Below are 19,743 nucleotides of genomic sequence, written 5' to 3' on the forward strand. Positions count from 1 at the left end.
AATGCTCTTAAGCAAATCTATTCTTTAATACCGGAATGAACCATCGTCTCAATCACGCTTTTTTGGGTAAGCAGAAAGATGATAATCGGCGGTGTCATCAGAAACAAGCTCCCTGCCATCGCAGCGCCCGTCCTGGCAATCCCCCCCTGAACGATTTGATTAATCGCTGCCGGCATCGTTTTTAATTCCTCATCGAAAATAACGCCAATTCCCTGCTGATTCCAAATCGCCTGAAAAGAAAAGATGACAAGCGTTAACCAGGCAGGCTTGACGGAAGGCATGACAATTTTCCAAAAAATTGCGAATTGGCTGGCGCCGTCAATCCTGGCCGCTTCAATTAAAGAATCCGGAATTTGCGTCATAAACTGCTTCATCAAAAATAACCCCAGCGGAACAGCAAGATTAGGCAGAATATAGGCCCAATAGGTGTTCAAAATATCCAGCTTAGAAATGATAATAAAATTGGGGATATCAAGCACGGTGCCGTTAAACAGCAAAGTCATGACGACAAGCGGAAACAGCCAGCGATAGCTTAAATTGTATTTGGCCAGCGGATAAGCGGCAAGGGAGCATATGATGACGCTCCCCGCTGTCGTCACGACACAAATAAAGAGGCTGTTAAAAATATATCTGCTAAATGGCACCCACAAATTGGCCGTTAGTTTAAATAGCATTGCAAAATTGCCCCATGTCGGATGCTGGACGAAAAATCTTGGCGGGAACAAAAAGATTTCATTCAGCGGCTTGAAGGCATTGACAATGGCATATACAAGCGGTAGCGCCATGAAAGCGCCGAATGCGGCCAGAAGCAGAAATATAAGCATATTTCCCGTACGGCTTCTGTTCGTCTTAATTCCTGTCTTGCTCCTTTTAATTCCCAACATACCGCAGCATCCGTTCTATCATATTTTTCACCGCCAGCATCACTATGAACAAGATAACGGCAATTGCTGATGCATACCCCATCTCATAGCGAATCGTACCGAAGTCGAGCATATGGAGCACAATCGTATGGGCCGAATAATTGGTGCTCGGAAATCCGGCAAGCGACATCGAGATGGTACTTACGGAGAATGATGCCGCAATTTGCATAATCGCTCCAAAGAGCAGCTGCGGTTTCATTGAAGGAAACGTAATATACCACAGCTCCTGCCAGCGGTTGCGTACACCGTCGATGGCTCCGGCTTCATATAAAGTCCGGTCGACGGACTGGAGTCCGGCAATGAAGGCCAGAAAGCTCGTTCCCAGACTCATCCACAGCTGGATGATAATAATGATGGTCAAATTGTAACGCGGGTCAATGAGCCATTGAACGGGCTGATTGATGATTCCGAGTTTAAGCAAATTGCCGTTAATGAGCCCGTACGTGTCCCCGCTGAATAAAAACTGCCAAATAAAAAACACATTGCCCGACAGTGCCGGTGCGTAAAATACAAGCGTTACGAATGAACGGATTTTAGGGCGCAGCTCATTAATCAGCCAAGCGAATACAAAGCACATCATATAGCTGGCCGGCCCGGTAATTAACGCAAACAGCAGCGTATTTTTAAAAGCGATGAGAAACACATCATCATCCAGGAATAACCGGATATAGTTGTCCGCTCCCCGCCATTTGGGAAATTGCAGCATATTGAAATCGGTAAAGCTCAGGACAGCCGCCGACAGTACGGGCATGATGACAAACAGAAAAAATAATAGCGTAAACGGCAGCAGCATCAAATACAGCTCCTTATGCTGCCTGATTTCTTTCAGAAGCCCCGGCTTACGCTTTTGCTTGAAAGCCTGCAATGAAGCTCACTCCAGTCCAAACTCATCTCGTTTCCGGATAATTTCCGCATCCGCTTCCCTCATCCGTTTGTTAAACGACTCCCGGGGATTCCCGGCGGCGATGACAACATCGCGAAACGCATTATCCAGGCTTCTGACGGTATAATACCCTCCAGGAACCTCCTCAATTTCCTTCACCTGGCGCCATTGTGCCATTAATTGCTCCAGCTCGCCCTTGCTCCAGGGCAAGCGCTGAAAGGCTTCGACATTCGCTACTGGCTGTCGCGCCGCCGTGCCCATAAGTGCTTCCAGCTCCTTGGCATAGCGCTCTTGCGCTTCCGCACTTGTCCACCATTTCAGAAATTGCCAGCTTGCTTCCTTATGCTTGCTGCGGTTGTAGATAACAGCCGCCGTTCCTGAACCGCCTGCCGTATGGTCAACCGTTCCATCGCTGCGCTTCGTTCCTGGAATAGGCACCATGGCCCATAAATTGCGAATTTCCGGCGCTGCTGCCGCCAAACGGTTATATTCGTTGTAAGGAGCTATAGCGAGCGGCATTTCTCCCGTCCGAAAACGGTTATAAAAGTCATACGTCATCGGAAAACTGTACTGGGCATAAAAATCAGTGCATTGTTTAAAGGCTGCCAATGCCCCTGCATCATTGCGCAAGCCGGTCCCCTCTTGCTTATAAAAGCTTCCCTGGTGCTGGTAAAGCAGCGACGGAAACAGATTGCGGGTGCCCATTCCCTGATCCACCATTTCCCACGCGTCCGCAGAGGTATAAGGAATGCCGATCTGCATATGATTGCGTTGAATGATTGGGGCTATTTCGTACAGATCGTCCCATGTTTGCGGCGGATTGATTCCAAGCTCTGCAAAAATATCTTTGCGATAGAACATCATATAGAACGTTTCTGTATCCGGCAGCCCATAAACGCCGCCATTAAACGTATAGGGAACCGTCGCCTCGTCCATGAAACGCTTCCGTACTTCCGTAAAGTCCCCGAAGGTCGACAAATCCGTTAATGCGCCCCGCATCGCCAGATTAACCGGCTGTCCCCGGCCAACCATGATCGAGACATCAGGCCCTTCATCGGCCAAAACGGCTTGGATATTTGAGGCTTGCACCAGCTTTACCTGGACCTGAATATTCGTTTGCGGTGTAAACATATCATTGATCATCGCATTGAGTACCTGTGCCTGATCACGCCCCCATCCAAGCCACAGCGTAATCGTTTCTCCGGCGCTGTCATCGTCATTTGAGAAGCTGTAATCATTCGTAAAAGAGGAAAAAAAGGATTGTACTTCAAATGCCAGTGACTGAAAAAAGCCTGGCTTCACTTTTGGCGCTTTGGCGTCGGCGGGCATGACAAGCAAATAATCAAGATCCAGCGGCTGTGCTCTAATATCCAGCATCCATTGGGAAACAGCGCTTATATTGGACTTAAAATAATCAAGCCTCTCCGGAATTTTATCCGGACTGTCCGCCATGGTCGTAAGCTGCTCGGCAAATGTTGCCAGCAGCGAGGCTTCACTGCCTTTTTGCCCCAGCAATTGCTCGATATGCACAGCTTCAGAGCTTAAAATTTTCGCTGCACGCTCCAGCGTCTCCAGCAGATCCGGAATTTCCTTATCCAGCATATAATCCCGGTAAATATCCGGCTGTGCACTCGTAATCATCATGATTTTTCGATACATCCCGTTCAAATCGTAGACCGCCGTCTCCAAACGACGGATCGTTGCCGTTATATCCCCAAGCACAACCTCCAGCCCAAGCTCATGTGTCCCTTTCGTCAAATAGAATAAATAGGGTTCTCCCTGATCCTCGCCCGGCACCTGTAATGACCAGTCCGTACTGTAAGGAAAGCGGAGGGCGGCTGCCTCTTGGAAGGGGATTTTCCCGTCGATCGTCAAGGAGCGATGCGTGAAAAAACCTCTAATGTAGCTTTGCTGATATTTAAAGCCGAGCTTATACAGCCCGCTCTCCGGCACCTCAACCCGCCATTCGATCCATTGGCCCGGAAATGACCAGTTTTGCCGGCCGATCATGTTCAATTTAATTTTCGTTCTGTCCATCGGCTCTGTCAGCGGACTAGTACGATCATAGGCCGCCCTGAGCGACGGGTCCGACTTCAAATAGGGCTGCTCCGCCTGCACTTTGATTGCTTCGCCCTCTGCTTCCTTAACCAACTGCTCCTTATAGTGCTTCAGCACTTCAGCATAGGCGGGCATCGGTTCCCGTTTATAAATTTTGATCGCTTCCAGTACGACCGGCTCCCGGATGGCCTTTAACCGCAATGTATGCTTCCCTTTCGTGAAATAAAATTTGAAAGGCTCGCTGTACAAACCGTTGGCATCGCGAAAGTCCTGCTCCATCCACATCGGCACTTCCACTTGCCCCGGACTGTAATCATTTCCTTGACGGTCTTGCTTGATTGCGCCGTCATCTCGCCATACCCGTTGAAAGAGCATACTTCCCGCTTCAGCGAACGGGGCTCCGCCATCAAGCTCCAGTCCCATCTCGACCGGACGGCCCATGCCGGCAAGCGGATAATAAAGCAGGGCCATCTCATACCGCCCCGTCTGCGGAATTTCTACCGTCCACTCCACCCATCCGTCGTCATTGGACCAGCGGAGCACATCCCTTTTTCCGGCAAATTTGCCGATGACAGCAAGCTCAGCCTTAGTATCGTCAGCATCCGAATAGGAGGCGGCAGGAACCCGGATGGTATAATCCGGGGATTCCTCCTGTTCGTACCGCACCATATATTGCTCGTAACCATTTCCGGAGCTTGGTGCGCCTGCTCGTTCCGACATCGCTTGCCCTTGAGCCGGATCCGGTGCTGCAGTCGCATCATCAGGCAAATCAGCGTTCATCACAACGCTCAGACAGAAGATCACAACAAGGAATAAAGAGAGAGATTGCCTTTTTTGCCGCAAAATAATGTCTCCTTCGAATTCCTGAAATTATCGGCCGGAAATAGCTTCCGCAACACGCCTTCTAGCATCGTACAGCTCAGCGGGATTACGGATAAATTCCGATGTTGAAGTTACAATTTCGGCTGCCGCTTTAGAAGCGGCTTCAAAACCGGACAGCTTTTCCAGCTGCTTGTAATACTCGTAGTCCTCCAATCCGTCCCTTATATTTTCCATGCGAATACTGCCGATCGGCCCGTCCGCGCCCGCATACAAAAGCACCCCGTCGCCATGCAGCCATTGCAAATCTTCCCCCGGCGTCGTTATCGACCAGTTGGTTAAAATTGGTCCGTCCCTTTTGATCGGCGGCGCCGGTACGCCTACGCCCTTGTAATAATAATTGAGCGACCAATAGAGAAACCCGTCGAACCGTTCATGCATGGCCATCGCGCTAAGCAGCACTCTTGCCTCCAGCGGACTGTTCTCAATCCGCCAGTTGGGCTGCGGATTATACGGCTGGAGGGAAATGTACGCCCATACTTTTTTGCCGTGCGCCCGGATTTGATCCGCAAAAGCGTTGTTATAGATGCCGTCAACCAGATGAAGCACCAGGATATCGACATTCAATTCTTTCATTTTTTCATAGGAATCGATATATTGAGAGGTTGTCATAATCGGGATGTCAGGATAAGCTTCTTTCACATGCGCATTTACCCGCTTTATCGTCTCGAAATGCTCTTTTTCATTCTCGTCGAATCCGTAAAATACGCCGTTTCCCTGCTCGATAGCCCTTGTAGCGGCGATTTGATCGATATAGGGACGCATCCGTTCAAATCGCTCAATCAATTCCTCTGCCGGGGCCTCCCGGTCCCCCCATGTAGATGTAATCGGATAAACGGTAAAGCCGTTCACTTTGTCTTTGTAAAAATCGCGTTCTTCTGCCGATAAATTCAGTCCCCACTCTGCCTGCTCAGGATGGACGGTCATATCGTCCGGGCTAATCCGGTAATTGGCTACATATTGCAGCCACTTTTCCCGCATCTCATCGCTAACATGACCGTAAACCTCTTGCAGGTATTTGAATGACAGCGAGAATAATGAAGGGAGCTGCGGCTTTTCCGGCAGGCTGAAGCCGAACACCTCGACCTCGACATCCACTTCATTGCTTTCACCGTTAATTTCGAGGCTGACCGTCCCCTTATAAATTCCCGGTACGGCATCCTTTGGTGCATGCACCGTCACCCAGACCGGATTGGACCAATCCTTGATCAGCTGCATACTGTCACGCGGCAGCAGGGGATCCGGATACCAGCCGGGCTGCTGCGCAGCCGCTATTTCAGGAGTGGGATGTCCTTGAAAAGTTTCAATCCATACATAACCGACCTGAAACCACTTCACATCGGTCAACTGATGGTCGCCATTGCGAAATTCCCCGAGCGTCACTTTAACATCCTCAACATCGATATCCGCTCTCACGATAACCTGAAAGCTTTCATATTCATTTCCCGCAAGCGCGAGCTTGATGCTCCGGCTTTCCGGAAGCGCATCATTGGGCATTACTTTTACCATGCTGCTTGCTGTAGATATCTTATAATTGACCGGTTGTGCCGGAGGCGCTGCAGCCTCGCCCTGTTCATACGGCTCTTGATCCATTTCACTCACTCCAGCTTCTTTGTTTGCAGCATAAATCGCCGCTACAGTAATGACAATCATGGCAATCACTACACTTCCAGCCAGCAGAATCGTTTTCCGGGGCATTATTCCGTGCCCGACATCGTTAAATCAATTTGCGCCTGGAACAAGGGATTATACTTTTCTACTGTAGAACTTACCGATTTACCCTGATTTTTTATTTCATCGAAAAAGTTTGTCTTATGGCCGTCGAGCTGCCCGAATCCCTGATACTTTGGTGTGACCGCTGCTAAATTGGCGTTCATATCGGCAAAAAGCTGCTGCTGCTCCGGCGACCATCCTTGCCAAATATCGGGATAAACCGGATTTTTCGCCTCATCATCATAGGCTTTCAATAAATACTCCTGAATGAATTTGGCCGCCGCTTCCGGATGCTTCGAGCCTGTTACGACAGATGCGCCGCCCGGAGCTACATAATTGACATGCGCTTCGGCGCTGCGCCCTTTCGGTAAAGGTACAACGTCCCATTCATCCTGGAAGCCTTGATTTATGATTGGGGCCAACACCCAGCTGCGGTCAATCATCATCGCTATTTTTCTGTTTTTAAATCCTTCCGGTCCTCCCCACTGTTCCGGAAAGACGACTTTATTCTTTAAGGTGAGATCCTGCAAAAACTCGGCTGCCTCAACAAATCTCGGATCATCCGTTGCCGGCGATACCTTGCCGTCCTCTGCTACCTTGATTAAATCGGGCACCCCATTTGTAATAAAGAAAACTTCATCCATCCACGAGCCATAGCCCCATTGATCCGTCTTGCCGTCATTGTTCGTGTCCTGTGTCAGGGCGATCGCCGCTTCTCTGAACGTATCCCAGTTCCATTTTCCTTCCTGATAAAGCTCGGTTGGCGTCGCCAGGCCATTTTCTTTAAACATCGTTTTGTTATACATCAGAACGACCACGTCCGGGGCATTGGTCGAAAAGCCGTATCGCTTGTCACCCCATTTGTAAGCGGCATCCGTCAGCTTGACATCCGAATAGGGATTATTGCTGTTCAAATATTCATCGATCGGCATAAAAGCATTTTTCACCAGCATCTCCGGAATGTCGGCCGATCCGGACGTTGATATGTCTGGCGAATCCCCGGTTGCAATTAGCGTCAGCAGCTTGGAATTATGCTGAGACCAATCGGGAGCGTTAATAATCGTAAAACTGCCCCCGTAATCCTTTACCCACGCATCCCCGGCTTTATTAAACTTGGCCAGCTGCTGCTCAGTCGGCACCCACTGTACATAAAATTTGAGATCAATATTTTTGTACTTTTCATCACTTGCCTGATTGACATCCTCGTTCTCTTTCTCCTTCTCCGCCTCCTTGCCAGGCTGCTGACCAGCGTCGGAAGTAGCCGTTCCCCCATTGCCCGGTTTGTTCGTCTCTCCGCTTGAACATGCCGCCAAGCTTAAAACGGCAATCAAAGCAAGAGCAATCATTTTTACATAAAGACCGATGCTTCTCACACAAAATCCTCCCTTTTGATCATGTGTTCATCATTGTCAGCCGCTTTCCCGGCAGCGGGCCGCCGCCGATATCCAAAAGATGGCGCTTTCAGCCCGGCTAAGATCAACTAACAGCGACAATTTCATTATGCTTGATCAACGGAAGGATTTAAATTTCACTTTTTTTTGAAAGCTATAAGTTTTAAGCTTATTTTCCGTAAAACTGTTTAATATTTTTCTTATACCTTGCGTCATAGTATTGCTCCAGCTGCTCCACACCAATTCCCTCCAGCATCGTTAGCATGCCTTTATACAGCTCTATTGCCCTGTTCTCTGGTTCGGCCGTAATGATCTTCGGATACTCGGCAGCGATAATCGTTAACATTTGCGTCTCGATGATTCCTTCCGGACTTGTTGCCGGCGGGTTAATTTTAGAATAGAACGCCGACCAGTCCGCTGCATAAGCATTAACGAGCGGATTTCTGACATCCTCCAGCTTTTCTTTTAAAGGAAACCATTCATGATAAAAAAACCGGAACGTCCAGATGCCGTCACTTTCCGTACCAATCGTTCTTTCGATGCCATCATCCTTGATGATATAGTTTTCACGCTCATGACCATAATTGACAAGCAGATTCCCGTCAGTGCTCCACATATATCTGGCAAACTTAATTAAAGCCTCCGGATTTTTGGCATTCTTCGTAATGGCCGTAAAGGTCCAGCCCAATCTGTTGTGGCTGGGAAATTCCACGCCGGGAACAGCTTGCAGCGGCTCGATGGCGACAAATTTATCGCCTGCTCTGCCAAAGCCGAAATAATGCAGCGGAGCGGCAAACACCCGCGCCTCCCAGTCTTCCTCCAATTGCGGCTGCTGCTTCAGCATATAATCAGGGTCCAGCAGCCCCTCCCGGTATAATTGATTGGCGAATGTAATAAAAGGAACAAATTGCGGATTTTTATATTTAATATGCGCCTTCCCCGTCTCATCAATATAAAGCGGCTTGATGCCAAACGACTCCTCCAGCATTTCCAGCGCCCACCCGTTCTCGCCTGCGGACAACGGGATCGACGGCTTGCCCCTAAGCGTCGGATATTTCTGCTTGAATGACCGCAGCGCGGCTATAAAGCCCTCCGGCGACGACATATCAGGAGAACCTAATTCCGCATAAATATCTTTTCGCACATGGTAGGCCAGCGCGCCGATATCCTTCTTCTGATCAAACCGCCATTGCGGAATAAAAAAGCTGGGCAGGCCGTATAACTGGCCATCAAATTCGGATTTGGTGAACTGATAGACGTCTTCAGGGATTTCATCGCGGAACTCCGGCGCATATTTGTCGATCAATTCATCATACGAATACAGCAGCCCCCGGCGGATCAGCCGCTCGATCGCCGGGTCGTTCATATCGAATGTGATCATATCAGGCAGCGTGCCGGAAGCGATCATCAGATTCATATTGTCACTGAAACTGCCTTTCGGAGATTGAATGGCCGGAATGGCTCCTGTAATTTCACTGACATCTTTCAAAATCGGGTAGTCGGTCCACTTTCCGTTAAACTTCCAGCCCGGCAAATTGATATACCAATTGAAAGTGAAGGGCTCGCCAATATGCCACTTATTTTTTTGTTCCGTTAGCCGCTGGCTGATTTCGGCGCTGTATGGCGATTTTTGCGGCAGCTGTCGCATCTCCTGCCTCTCTTGCATCTCCTCGCCAAAACAGCCTGATAAAACGCCCAGCAGACATAAGCTTCCTATAAGCCGAAGCTTCAACCGCCGTCCTCTTCTCATTGCTCGCGCTCCTTTTCATCAAATGATATTCTGATCCGTGCCATTCCGCTGCTCGCGGCAATACTTTGGAATTTGAATCCGGCACCTCGTCCCTTTACCCGGCTTGCTTTCGATCTCTATACCCGACGTATTGCCGAAATAGAGCAGGAGCCGCTCCCTTACATTTTTCAGTCCATAGCCTGAAGACTGGTGCTGCCAGAGCTGACTCATCCGCTCTTGTTCCATGCCCGGGCCGTTATCCTTGATCATAAATTGAATATAATCATCCTCCGCGTATCCTCGTACATGCAGTTCCCCCCTGCCCTCCGTTTTGCAGTCAATACCATGCTCGATTGCATTTTCGACGATCGGCTGCAAAATGAGATTAAGCATTTCGAAAGCATAGATTTCCTCATCAAGCTCATAATGTATATCAAAACTGTGCTCATGCATAATCAGTTGAATATCGATATAGGCCTTCATATTAAGCAACTCATCACGAACAGATATCATATTATCGCCTTTATTTAACGTTGTCCGGTAAAAGTCCGACAGTCTGGTCGCAATGTGGCTCGTCTCAGTATCATTATTCATAATCGCCCGCCAATTGATAATGTTTAGGCTGTTGTACAGAAAATGAGGGCGGATTTGCGCTTGCAGCGCCTTTAGCTCCGCTTCTTTTTGCGTAAGCTTGCTGCGATAGACATCCTCGATCAAATGATTGATTGTTTTCAGCATTTTGCCAAACCTGTTCGTCAACTGCCCGATCTCATCCGATGCGTCGCTCGAAACCTCCACCGCCAGCTGGCCGATTTCAACCTGTTTCATTTTGGCATTCAAGTGCCGGATTCTTTTGACCAAGGTATTCGAGAACATCCATATAATTAATAACAAACCTAGAATGCAAGCCACGCATACCACGATCGTAGCCCGCAAAATTTGGTCGCTCTGCTGCAGGATAGAATCGTAAGGAATAAAACATTGCAGCGACCAGCCCGAATTGGCGATAAGCTGCTCCACTTTCATAAAACGGCCGCTGGCCAGCGCTTGAACGGCAACATCTGCAGGGCGGTTGGAGTAGATTGGCCGCCTGTTTTCATCTGCGATTAGCACACCATACTCCTGGGCATTCATTGATAATGTCTCTTTAAACAGCTGATCGTAGTCCAGTGCAAGACTGACAACCCCCAGCTCTCTGTCACTGTAGATATCGATAAACTTGCGGGCAATGAACAAATCGCCATTTCGCGAAATCCACTTCGGCATATAGCTGCCTTCCGTTTCAACGGCCCACAGCTCATCAGCAATTCGCGAGTAATCAAGAACAAGCGTGCCAAACTCAGGAATTCCCTGTTTAGTATAAAAGGTGACTTCCGCGATGCCCTGATTAATAAATTGAATATTCGTTATCGTGGGCACCAGAATCGTTTTCAAATCCGCCGCCAGTGAAACCTTATCCTTGTAATTGTTGTTAAACAATTGCTGCAGCCGCGTATTATACACGATAAAGTCCGTAATATTGTTGTATAAGCTGATTTTATAGCCAAGATGATCGGCTATCTTTTCTGCGGAAGCGGCCAGATTGCGCTGCTCCTGCTTTTCTAAAAAACCTTTGGACTGCTGAAACGAATATAAGCCAAGACTGAGAACCGGGATTAAAATGACAATAATGTAGGAAAGCAATATTTTATATTTGAACGGCAGATTTTTGAATCCGTTAAGCGCCTTGCGCATTATGAGCTCCCCCGTTCGCGGTATTGCGCCGGACTGAGACCGTAATAGTTTTTGAAGATCGAACAGAAATAAGAATGGCTGTTGTAACCAACCTCCCGGCTAATATCAGAAATTTTCATGTTGGTATTCAGCAACAGCTCCAATGACTTCTCGAAACGGTATGACGTTACATATTTCATAAAGCTTTGTCCCGTCTCTTTTTTGAACAAATGACTCAAATAGCTTGGCGATAAATAAACTTGATCCGCGACATATTCCAGACTGATATCATTGCTGTACTCCCGATGAATGACGTCCAGCACTTCGGTGATCAGCTTGCCTCCCGACTTGGCGGCCTGCACCGCGTTTTCACCATATTGCTGCACAATTTGCATCAGGATCGACTTTACCTCGAGCAGCGTTGCCGCCCCGTAAATATTTTCCGCCATATCCGGTATGAGCTCATGGTGCCGCTCCGTACTTTTGAACAGCTTTTGCATGATCGCCGTGCAAATAAATTTTATATAAGTAACGGGCAGCTTCCGGTCCGTCTGCAGCATTGCGAAGAATCGTTCAATGGCCTGGTCTGCATGGCCGTACTCTCTTAATTCAATATGCCGATGGATTTGCGCCAAATAAGACTCCGCTTCAGCGACATGATTTTGTGCCGCTTTATCTGGTCCCGCTGAAAATAAAACAACGCTGCGATCATAAAAAAACTTGTTTTCGGTCTTTTTTTCCATATTCATATATTCCGTATGTATTTCTTCCCTGCTGTTAACCGGATTGCTTAACACGATACAAACAATGGTCATAAACGTATCGGTTACTTCATGCTTGAGCCTGTCTCCTAATTGCTCCAATGCCGTTAAATCAGCCGACTCACCCAACCACACAAACACGATACTCTGATATTCATTCAAATTCACATATTCCAACCCTGCAAATGAGGAAAACCAGGCCGGCACTTGAAGCTCAAATTCCGTACCGCGAGTATCAAAAAACCGCTCTTTGAAATCGAATAAAATTAGCATGATCGTCTTATTCACAATGTGAAGGTCTAGTTCTTTGATTTGACTGCTATCGGCCTCGTTTCCCTGCAATAAATCCAACAGCACTTTTTCTTTTTCATACTGCAGCCCCTTCTTGTATCCTTGCAGAAGCATTTCATTATGGATCCGCGCTTCCTCCTCCGCTTTGCACTGAGCCAGCACTTTATCCATCACTTTCAGAAACTCTTCCATACGAATAGGCTTCAAAATATAATGGGCAACGCCGATATGGATCGCTTGTTTAGCATAATCAAATTCCCCATAAGCGCTGAAAATAATAATTTTCAAATGCGGTTTTAGTTCGCGTGCCTGTTGGGCAAGCTCCAAACCGTCCATGAAAGGCATTTTTATATCGGAAAGTAAAATGTCAAATTCGCCGTTTTGCAAGAAAGCAAGCGCTTGTTTGCCGCTCTCTGCTTCCGTTACCGCTAGCGGCAGATTAAACTTTTGAATCAACAGCTTGATTCCTTCCCGGTCGATCCGTTCATTATCAACAATCAACAAGCTGTACATTGATTTCCTCCTTATACTTTGTCGCACTCGTTTGAAAGCGTTAACATTCAATATGATTCCATATTACGGCAATTTTTCTTTGAATACAACAAAAAGCCTCCCTCAGCAGTTGACCAAGCCAACTACTGAAAGAAGCTTTTTACAAATTTTCTCAAATAAGCTCATAAATCCGCGCTTCATACGGCTTTAGCTCCAAACGCCCCGCGTCCGCCCCATCCGCCGCATAGTTGCCCAGCAGCAGCGTCCGCGCTCGCCCCTCATAACCCGCGGGCCATGCAACATGCTGCGTTTCCTCGGAATGATTGAGGAAAATGAGCCAACAGCGGCCGCCAAGTGTACGTGTATATACATAAAGCTGCTCGCTATCCATCCATTCCGGCAATTCCGTGAACTCGCCGTACACCATCACTTCATGCTGCTTGCGCAGCGAGATCAACTGCTGGTAATAGCGGTAAATCGAATCCGAATGCGCTAAGTCCTTTTCTACGTTGATCTCTTTGTAGTTAGGATTGATGTTGATCCACGGCTTGCCCTTCGTAAACCCGGCGTTCTGCGAATCGTCCCACTGCATCGGCGTGCGCGAATTATCGCGGCTAAGGGCCTGCAGGCTCCGCAGAACCTCTTCAGGGTCCCGGCCTTTGCCAACCTCCTCGGCATAGCGGTTCTTCATCGCGATATCGTTGTATTGATCGATCGAAGCGAAGCGGACTCCGGTCATACCGATCTCTTCTCCCTGGTAGATATAAGGGATGCCAGGCAAAGTATGCAGCATCGTCGCCAGCAGCTTGGCCGCCTGTACGCGATACGTTCCGTCGTTGCCATAGCGGGTTACTTGTCTCGTATGATCGTGATTGTTCAAAAACTGGGAATTTGAGCCCTTTCCCCAAAGCCCATTGTACCAGCGGCGCTGAATATCTTTGAACCGCAGCATATCCCAAGTCGCCATTTCATCGCATACTTCAAAATGGAACAGCATATTCAGCTCGCCGCGGTCTTCCCCGACATACTTCAAGCCTTCCTCCGGGGTAACAAACGCCGTCTCGCCAACCGTTACGATGTCATAATGGCGAAGCACCTGTTCATTCATTTCCTGCAAATATTCATGCACTCCAGGACGATTAGTCAGATAGCTGATATCGTCCGGATTCTCCGCATCGGTAAATTGCTCCGGCTTGGCCAGCAAAGCGATCGCATCCAGGCGGAAGCCGTCGATGCCTTTATCGAGCCAAGCCCGCATCATACGGTTAATTTCCTGCCGCAGCTCTTCATTGGCCCAGTTCAAATCCGGCTGCTCCACAGCGAAGGAATGGAAATAATATTGGCCGGTCCGTTCATCCCATTCCCATGTCGAAGGGGAAAAGTAGGAGCGCCAGTTGTTTGGCGCCTGCCCGCCCGCCGCATCCTTCCATATATACCAATCGCGCTTCGGATTGTCGCGGGAAGACTTCGATTCCAGAAACCACGGATGCTGATCGGATGTATGATTCACGACCAAATCCATAATCAGCTTCATGCCGCGGGCATGGACTTCAGCGAGCAGCTTCTCCCATATTTCCATCGTGCCGGCTTTGGGCATCAACGCCTCATAGTCGGCAATATCATAGCCATTATCGAGATCGGGAGAGACAAACACCGGATTCAGCCAAATGATATCAACGCCGAGCTCCTGAATATAGTCCAGCTTGTGTATCAGGCCTTCCAGATCGCCGTAACCATCGCCGTTCGAGTCATAGAAGCTTCTCCAGTAAACCTGATACACTACAGCTTCCTTCCACCATACTTTATTGCTTACTGCCATTCGTTTTTGCCCTCCGTCTTTAACTTAGAACCGTTGTTTATTTTACTGCGCCGGCCGCGATTCCTTTTACAATGTATTTCTGTGCGAAGAAGTAGAAGATAACGACCGGAATAATGGTCAATGTCAAACCAGCCATCGCCAAATTCCATACAATCGTAAATTCTCCAAAGAAATAGAAGGTCGATAACGGAATCGTCCTTAAGCCTTTATCGGACAAAGTAAGCGAAGGCAGCAGGTAGTCGTTCCAAATCGCGATGACATCCAAAATCGCCACCGTTATCGTAATGGTGGTCAGCATCGGGAACACAATTCTCCAGAAGACGCCGAATTTGCTGCAGCCGTCCAATGTTGCAGCCTCTTCCAGTGCAATCGGAACCGACTTGATGAAACCATGATACAGAAACACCGCCATACTGGCATGGAAGCCAACGTTCATATAAATGAGCCCCCCGTGCGTGTTCAGCATCGGAATATGGAGCGTGGTGCGAATCCAGTCCATCACCTGCATCAGAGGCATCATCAACGTTTGGAATGGAATGAGCATCGTCGAAACAAAGACTAAAAAGATAATTTTGCTCAGCTTATTATCGGTCCGCACCAGCATCCAGGCGGTCATGGAAGCCAATAAAACGACAATAATGACCGAGACGATGGTGACGAATAAGGAGTTGCCGAATGCCGTCCAATAATTCATTTTTTCCATCGCCTTCGTGTAATATTGAAAGCTGAAGGAAGAGGGCAGCGCTAATGCATTCTCATACAGCTCCGCCCGATTTTTGAATGAGTTGACAAGCATTAAGTAAATAGGGGACAAAAAGATCAGCGCAAGTATGAGAAGCAAGATCTCAAAAATCCATTTGCTTGTTTTTCTCATTACATTTGCACCTCTCTCCGTTTCGTAATAATGACCTGTGTCAGCGTAAGCGCCGCTACAATAAAGAAGAAGATAATCGCTTTAGCCTGGCCAAGCCCGTAGTGGCCATAACCGAATATTTCATTAAAAATGTTCATGGCGAACATTTCCGTTGCGTTATTAGGCCCGCCCTTCGTCAAGCTCAAGTTGACGTCAAATATTTTGAAGGCGCCAGACAAAGTCAAGAACAAGCAAATCGTAAAGGCTGGCATAAGGAGCGGAAAAATAATTTTCGTAATGCGGTGCCAGAGATTTGCCCCATCCACCTTCGCCGCTTCCATCAAGTCATCCGGAATTCCTTGAATGCCTGCAATGTAAATAATCATCGTGTAGCCGGCCATTTGCCACGTGAATACAATCACCATTGCGTACAACGCAAAAGTAGGATCAAGCAGCCAGTTATAGAAGATACTTTGCAGACCTGTTTTTTCACCGATCAGCTTGAATGCGTCTGTAAAAATAAATTGCCAGATATAACCGAGAATCAGACCGCCAATCAAGTTAGGCATAAAAAACAAGGTACGCGCCGCATTGCTTACACGTAGTCTCGCCGTGACGAACAATGATAGCAATAAACCAAGAAGATTGACGGAAATCAAAGTCAGCACCGTAAACTTAATGGTATGCCACGAGGAAGCGAGAAAACGTTCGTCCTGAAACAGTTTGACATAATTGTCGAAGCCGACGAATACTTTGGGATTGGCCGGAATGCCGTCCCAGTTGACAAAGGAGTACATTATCCCGATGATAAACGGGATAATTACAACCGTCGTAAAGACAAATAGCAACGGCACCGTAAATAACGCGAACCAGGCTTTGTCCTTTGCTTTCATCATCTTCACTCATTTCTGAATAGATTCGTTGTGCACCGCCCTGGAACAGCGAAAGCCTAACTGATCAAACTCGTTAGGCTTTCGTGAATGGCTACCGGGAAGCTATAGCACTATTTTGTTGCTTTCGCCCATACATCATCCAGCTTTTTGATGAATTGCTCGCCAGTCATATTTTTATCCAGGAAAAACTCTTGCGTTGCTGGCGCCAAATCGTTGACGATAATGCCTTGCGGGAAATCATTGAAAGCCCAAGGCAGCGTCTCGCCGTTCTTTGTAGCCTCGAATACCGCTTTGGACAGCGGATCAAGATCTTCTGCCGAAACATTAGTCAAAGCAGGAATAAACTTAAATTCATTTACGATCGTTTTTGTTCCTGTTTCACTTGTAAAGAGCCAGTTCAGGAACGCGCTGGCCGCTTTAATTTCGTCGGCGCCGGACTTGGCGTTAACAACCCAGTTGCTCGCTACGCCAACCGACAGCTTTTTGTTGCCTTCCAGCGGGAATGGCAGCATGCCGATATCAAAACCAAGATCGCCATAATCAGCCAGCATGCCGTAGCTCCAGTTGCCTTGATGCACCATTGCAGTTTTACCTGTCGCGAAGTCACCCATTTGTGAATCATATTTCACTTCCAGCGGATTGACCGTATTAGCTTTAATCGCATCCATAAATTTACCGAATTGCTGGAATTCCTTCGTATCGGCCATTTTCACTTCGCCTTTGTTCAGTTTCTCGACAAAAGCTTTCGAATCCGGCTGCAGAGCAAAAGGAATATTGATAATATGGGCAATCAAGAAGTAAGCTTCTTGCGAAAGACTAAAACCGTTCTTGCCGTCTGCTTTCAGTTTCTCCAATGTTTTGGTGAAGGAATCCAGATCGGCTACATCGTTTTCAGTCACCAGGCTCTTATTGTAAACTATGCCGAAACCTTCAACGCCATACGGAACACCTACAATTTTATCATCCGATTTCAAAGCGACATTAGGCGCAATATTGCTGACGAACGGTTCATTGCTTAAATCGTACAAGTACGATTTGAATTTCTCGGCTTCTGCACCGGTTGCTACACTAAAAATGTTCGGTCCTTGCCCAGCTGCCAGCTTCGCTTGCAATTGTGTGCTGTAAGCATCGCCGGCGGAGCCCCATACCTCTACCTCATTACCTGTCTCATCCTTGTACTTTTTAGCTAATGCTTCCAACGGCTCGGCAATTTCAACCTTCGATTGGAACAGTGTAATCTTTTTCAGCTTTTCAGTATTGGCAGGCGGGTTAGTCGCAGTACCGGTATTAGTATCTTTTTTATTTCCACCACACGCAGCTAATGATCCGACTAAAACGACGACCGTCAGTAAACTCAATAAACTTTTTACTGTTTTCAATGTGATGCCCCCTAAAATCAGTATGTTTTGAAACGCTTTCAGTGTCATTTTAACATTGTAGAGTGGGAGTAGTCAATAAAATTTTTGATCGTTTTAGTAAAATATCGCGACACAAGAAGCGTTTTTTAGCTATTTTTAATAAAATTTCGAGCAAGATTAGTAAAATTTTATTTCGTCGTTTTTCTCCATTTGACTAGTGCATTCAGTTTAAACGGCTCCCGGCTGGCGTTACCTTCCACGATCTCGAGCAGATCCTTGGTAGCCAAATAGCCGGCTTCATAGCGCGGAATGGAAATCGTCGTCAATCCGGCCATTGTAGACATTTCCGAATCGTCAAACCCCGTTACCGAGATGTCCTCCGGCACTCGAATATTGTTTTCCTTCAAAGCTTTCATGGCGCCAATTGCCATATTATCGTTCGCGCAAACAAGCACATCAGGCAAATCATTGCTCAAAATCATCAGCTTGGCTGCCTGATATCCGCTTTTCTCGCGATAGTTGCCATAGAAGTATTTTTTCCGGTCAAACTCAATATTATTCTTCGCCAACGTATCGACAAGAGCGGCAAACCGCTCCCGATTATCAAGCGTAAATTCCAGGCCGCCCAGATAGGCGAATTTCTTAAAGCCTTTATCTACCAGCCCTTGCGCCAGCTCGCACATCGCCGGATAATTGTCCACCGTCACACTTTTTGTATTGGCCTGTTTGTTCTCGATGACCCGATCCATCAATACAATCGGAAAATCCGCCGTCGCCGCGGAAACGACAAATTCATCCGTTATACTGCTGTCCAGCACAATCGCCCCGCAGGCAAAGCTGCTGCGCATATAATTCATACTCGACTTGCTCGTGCAGATCATCAGCTCGTAGCCATTCTCCGTTAAGCAATCGCTTACCCCATTAATGATTTTCAAATAAAAATCCCGGTCAAAATCGCTGAAAATAAACAAAATAACTTTCGACTTACTTATATTCACCGGATCGCGAGGCGCTTTGGGAAAATATCCATGCTCCGAGCATACTTCCAGCACCCGTTCCTTCGTAGCTTGCCCTACATTGCTTCGGCCGTTCAACACATTGGAAACCGTAGAAATCGAGACTCCTGTAATTTCAGCTATCTTTTTCAGTCCACCCACCTGAATCTCTCTCCTTCAACTTAGATAGTATTACTATACCATGTAAACGATTTTATATAAAATTTTATTAAAAATATTTTTCGGCCGGGTGGACCGTGCTCGGGTTCCTGTCTGGCTTCGCCATCTGCTATGGCGCATGTCATGTACCAAAAATATGTAAGTAGCCAATTGCTCACTGGGAAGAAGAATTTGCCCGCATGGGCTATCCATTGCAGAGATGGCAAACTGGACGATGGTTGGGGACAGAAATGGCTGTTGCCGGTCGTGGCCTAGTGTTATTTTAATCCACGCATCCGCGTAGGATGCGACAGGGGAATCAAAGATAACCATAAAATAAAGGGAGAGCAGTATTTCGCTCTCCCTTCATTTTATTCATTAGCCGCGGCATCTTGAGAAGACGCAACTTCGTCTTCTTTAATTACCCCAAGCTCTATACCATTTATGTACAAGGCCTCAACAATTTCCATTCGATCTACGGCACAAAAAAGCTAATAGGTCTTTCAGCCACATAAGGTACCCATGCCTTAAAGATCTGTTGTTTTGAAATCTCTTTCCAATTTTCCTTGTTAGAATAATAGCTCAAAAACAAGCTCCCTTCTTAATCATCGTCGTCTTCATCGTCAAATGCCGCCCGTCCACTTGACTCTCTATAATTTTCGCTTTGAGCATGAAGAGGTTTTAAATTATCGATGATTCTTTTATATTTGTTTACCCTATCCAGCGGATCTTGTTGTGGTTTCCTTCTTCTGGCTTTGAAAGGAACTACAATTCCCATTTCACCATTAGTTCTATCTGCTATAACTGGCATTTTTCTTCCCTCCCGCATCTTC

The 19,743-nt window shown here is 47.3% G+C and carries 14 protein-coding genes; all 14 read right to left on the reverse strand.

The genetic code is table 11. The features are described from left to right. Nucleotides 1-17: 17 nt before the first annotated feature. The gene (locus ACFQ0N_RS11975; RefSeq protein ID WP_379326225.1) at nucleotides 18-884 is read right to left on the reverse strand and encodes a carbohydrate ABC transporter permease; all 867 of its coding nucleotides are present in this window, start codon (nucleotides 882-884) and stop codon (nucleotides 18-20) included. Further along, complete coding sequence (locus ACFQ0N_RS11980; RefSeq protein ID WP_379326227.1) at nucleotides 871-1,788, reverse strand: carbohydrate ABC transporter permease; 918 nt, start codon at nucleotides 1,786-1,788, stop codon at nucleotides 871-873. Before ACFQ0N_RS11980 ends, ACFQ0N_RS11975 begins: the two co-directional genes overlap by 14 nt. Before the next feature lie 6 nt (nucleotides 1,789-1,794). Next, a complete protein-coding gene (locus ACFQ0N_RS11985; protein ID WP_379326228.1) occupies nucleotides 1,795-4,707 on the reverse strand; it encodes an extracellular solute-binding protein in 2,913 nt (970 codons plus the stop codon). 27 nt (nucleotides 4,708-4,734) lie between these two features. After that, entirely contained in the window at nucleotides 4,735-6,441 is a 1,707-nt protein-coding gene (locus ACFQ0N_RS11990; RefSeq protein WP_379326229.1) for a DUF4091 domain-containing protein, read from the reverse strand. Further along, nucleotides 6,441-7,829, reverse strand: a complete 1,389-nt coding sequence (locus ACFQ0N_RS11995) for an ABC transporter substrate-binding protein (RefSeq protein WP_379326232.1) — start codon at nucleotides 7,827-7,829, stop codon at nucleotides 6,441-6,443. Before ACFQ0N_RS11995 ends, ACFQ0N_RS11990 begins: the two co-directional genes overlap by 1 nt. 187 nt (nucleotides 7,830-8,016) lie before the next feature. Then, nucleotides 8,017-9,597 (reverse strand): extracellular solute-binding protein, encoded by a 1,581-nt coding sequence (locus tag ACFQ0N_RS12000; protein ID WP_379326234.1) that lies wholly within the window; start codon nucleotides 9,595-9,597, stop codon nucleotides 8,017-8,019. A gap of 18 nt (nucleotides 9,598-9,615) precedes the next feature. Beyond that, the gene (locus ACFQ0N_RS12005; protein ID WP_379326236.1) at nucleotides 9,616-11,310 is read right to left on the reverse strand and encodes a sensor histidine kinase; all 1,695 of its coding nucleotides are present in this window, start codon (nucleotides 11,308-11,310) and stop codon (nucleotides 9,616-9,618) included. After that, nucleotides 11,310-12,854, reverse strand: a complete 1,545-nt coding sequence (locus ACFQ0N_RS12010; protein ID WP_379326238.1) for a response regulator — start codon at nucleotides 12,852-12,854, stop codon at nucleotides 11,310-11,312. The genes ACFQ0N_RS12005 and ACFQ0N_RS12010 overlap by 1 nt, the downstream gene beginning before the upstream one ends. A gap of 151 nt (nucleotides 12,855-13,005) precedes the next feature. Continuing rightward, entirely contained in the window at nucleotides 13,006-14,652 is a 1,647-nt protein-coding gene (locus ACFQ0N_RS12015) for a glycoside hydrolase family 13 protein (protein WP_379326240.1), read from the reverse strand. A gap of 37 nt (nucleotides 14,653-14,689) precedes the next feature. Continuing rightward, nucleotides 14,690-15,526 (reverse strand): carbohydrate ABC transporter permease, encoded by an 837-nt coding sequence (locus ACFQ0N_RS12020; protein WP_379326242.1) that lies wholly within the window; start codon nucleotides 15,524-15,526, stop codon nucleotides 14,690-14,692. Then, nucleotides 15,526-16,401: a carbohydrate ABC transporter permease gene (locus tag ACFQ0N_RS12025; protein WP_379326244.1), complete on the reverse strand. Its 876-nt coding sequence runs from the start codon at nucleotides 16,399-16,401 to the stop codon at nucleotides 15,526-15,528. The genes ACFQ0N_RS12020 and ACFQ0N_RS12025 overlap by 1 nt, the downstream gene beginning before the upstream one ends. Before the next feature lie 107 nt (nucleotides 16,402-16,508). Beyond that, complete coding sequence (locus ACFQ0N_RS12030) at nucleotides 16,509-17,777, reverse strand: sugar ABC transporter substrate-binding protein (RefSeq protein ID WP_379326246.1); 1,269 nt, start codon at nucleotides 17,775-17,777, stop codon at nucleotides 16,509-16,511. 167 nt (nucleotides 17,778-17,944) lie between these two features. Next, nucleotides 17,945-18,913: a LacI family DNA-binding transcriptional regulator gene (locus ACFQ0N_RS12035; protein ID WP_379326248.1), complete on the reverse strand. Its 969-nt coding sequence runs from the start codon at nucleotides 18,911-18,913 to the stop codon at nucleotides 17,945-17,947. Nucleotides 18,914-19,511: 598 nt separating this feature from the next. Beyond that, the gene (locus ACFQ0N_RS12040; RefSeq protein WP_379326250.1) at nucleotides 19,512-19,721 is read right to left on the reverse strand and encodes a hypothetical protein; all 210 of its coding nucleotides are present in this window, start codon (nucleotides 19,719-19,721) and stop codon (nucleotides 19,512-19,514) included. Nucleotides 19,722-19,743 lie beyond the last annotated feature (22 nt).

Source organism: Paenibacillus sp. GCM10027626, from assembly GCF_042676285.1.
GTDB lineage: Bacteria > Bacillota > Bacilli > Paenibacillales > Paenibacillaceae > Paenibacillus_Z.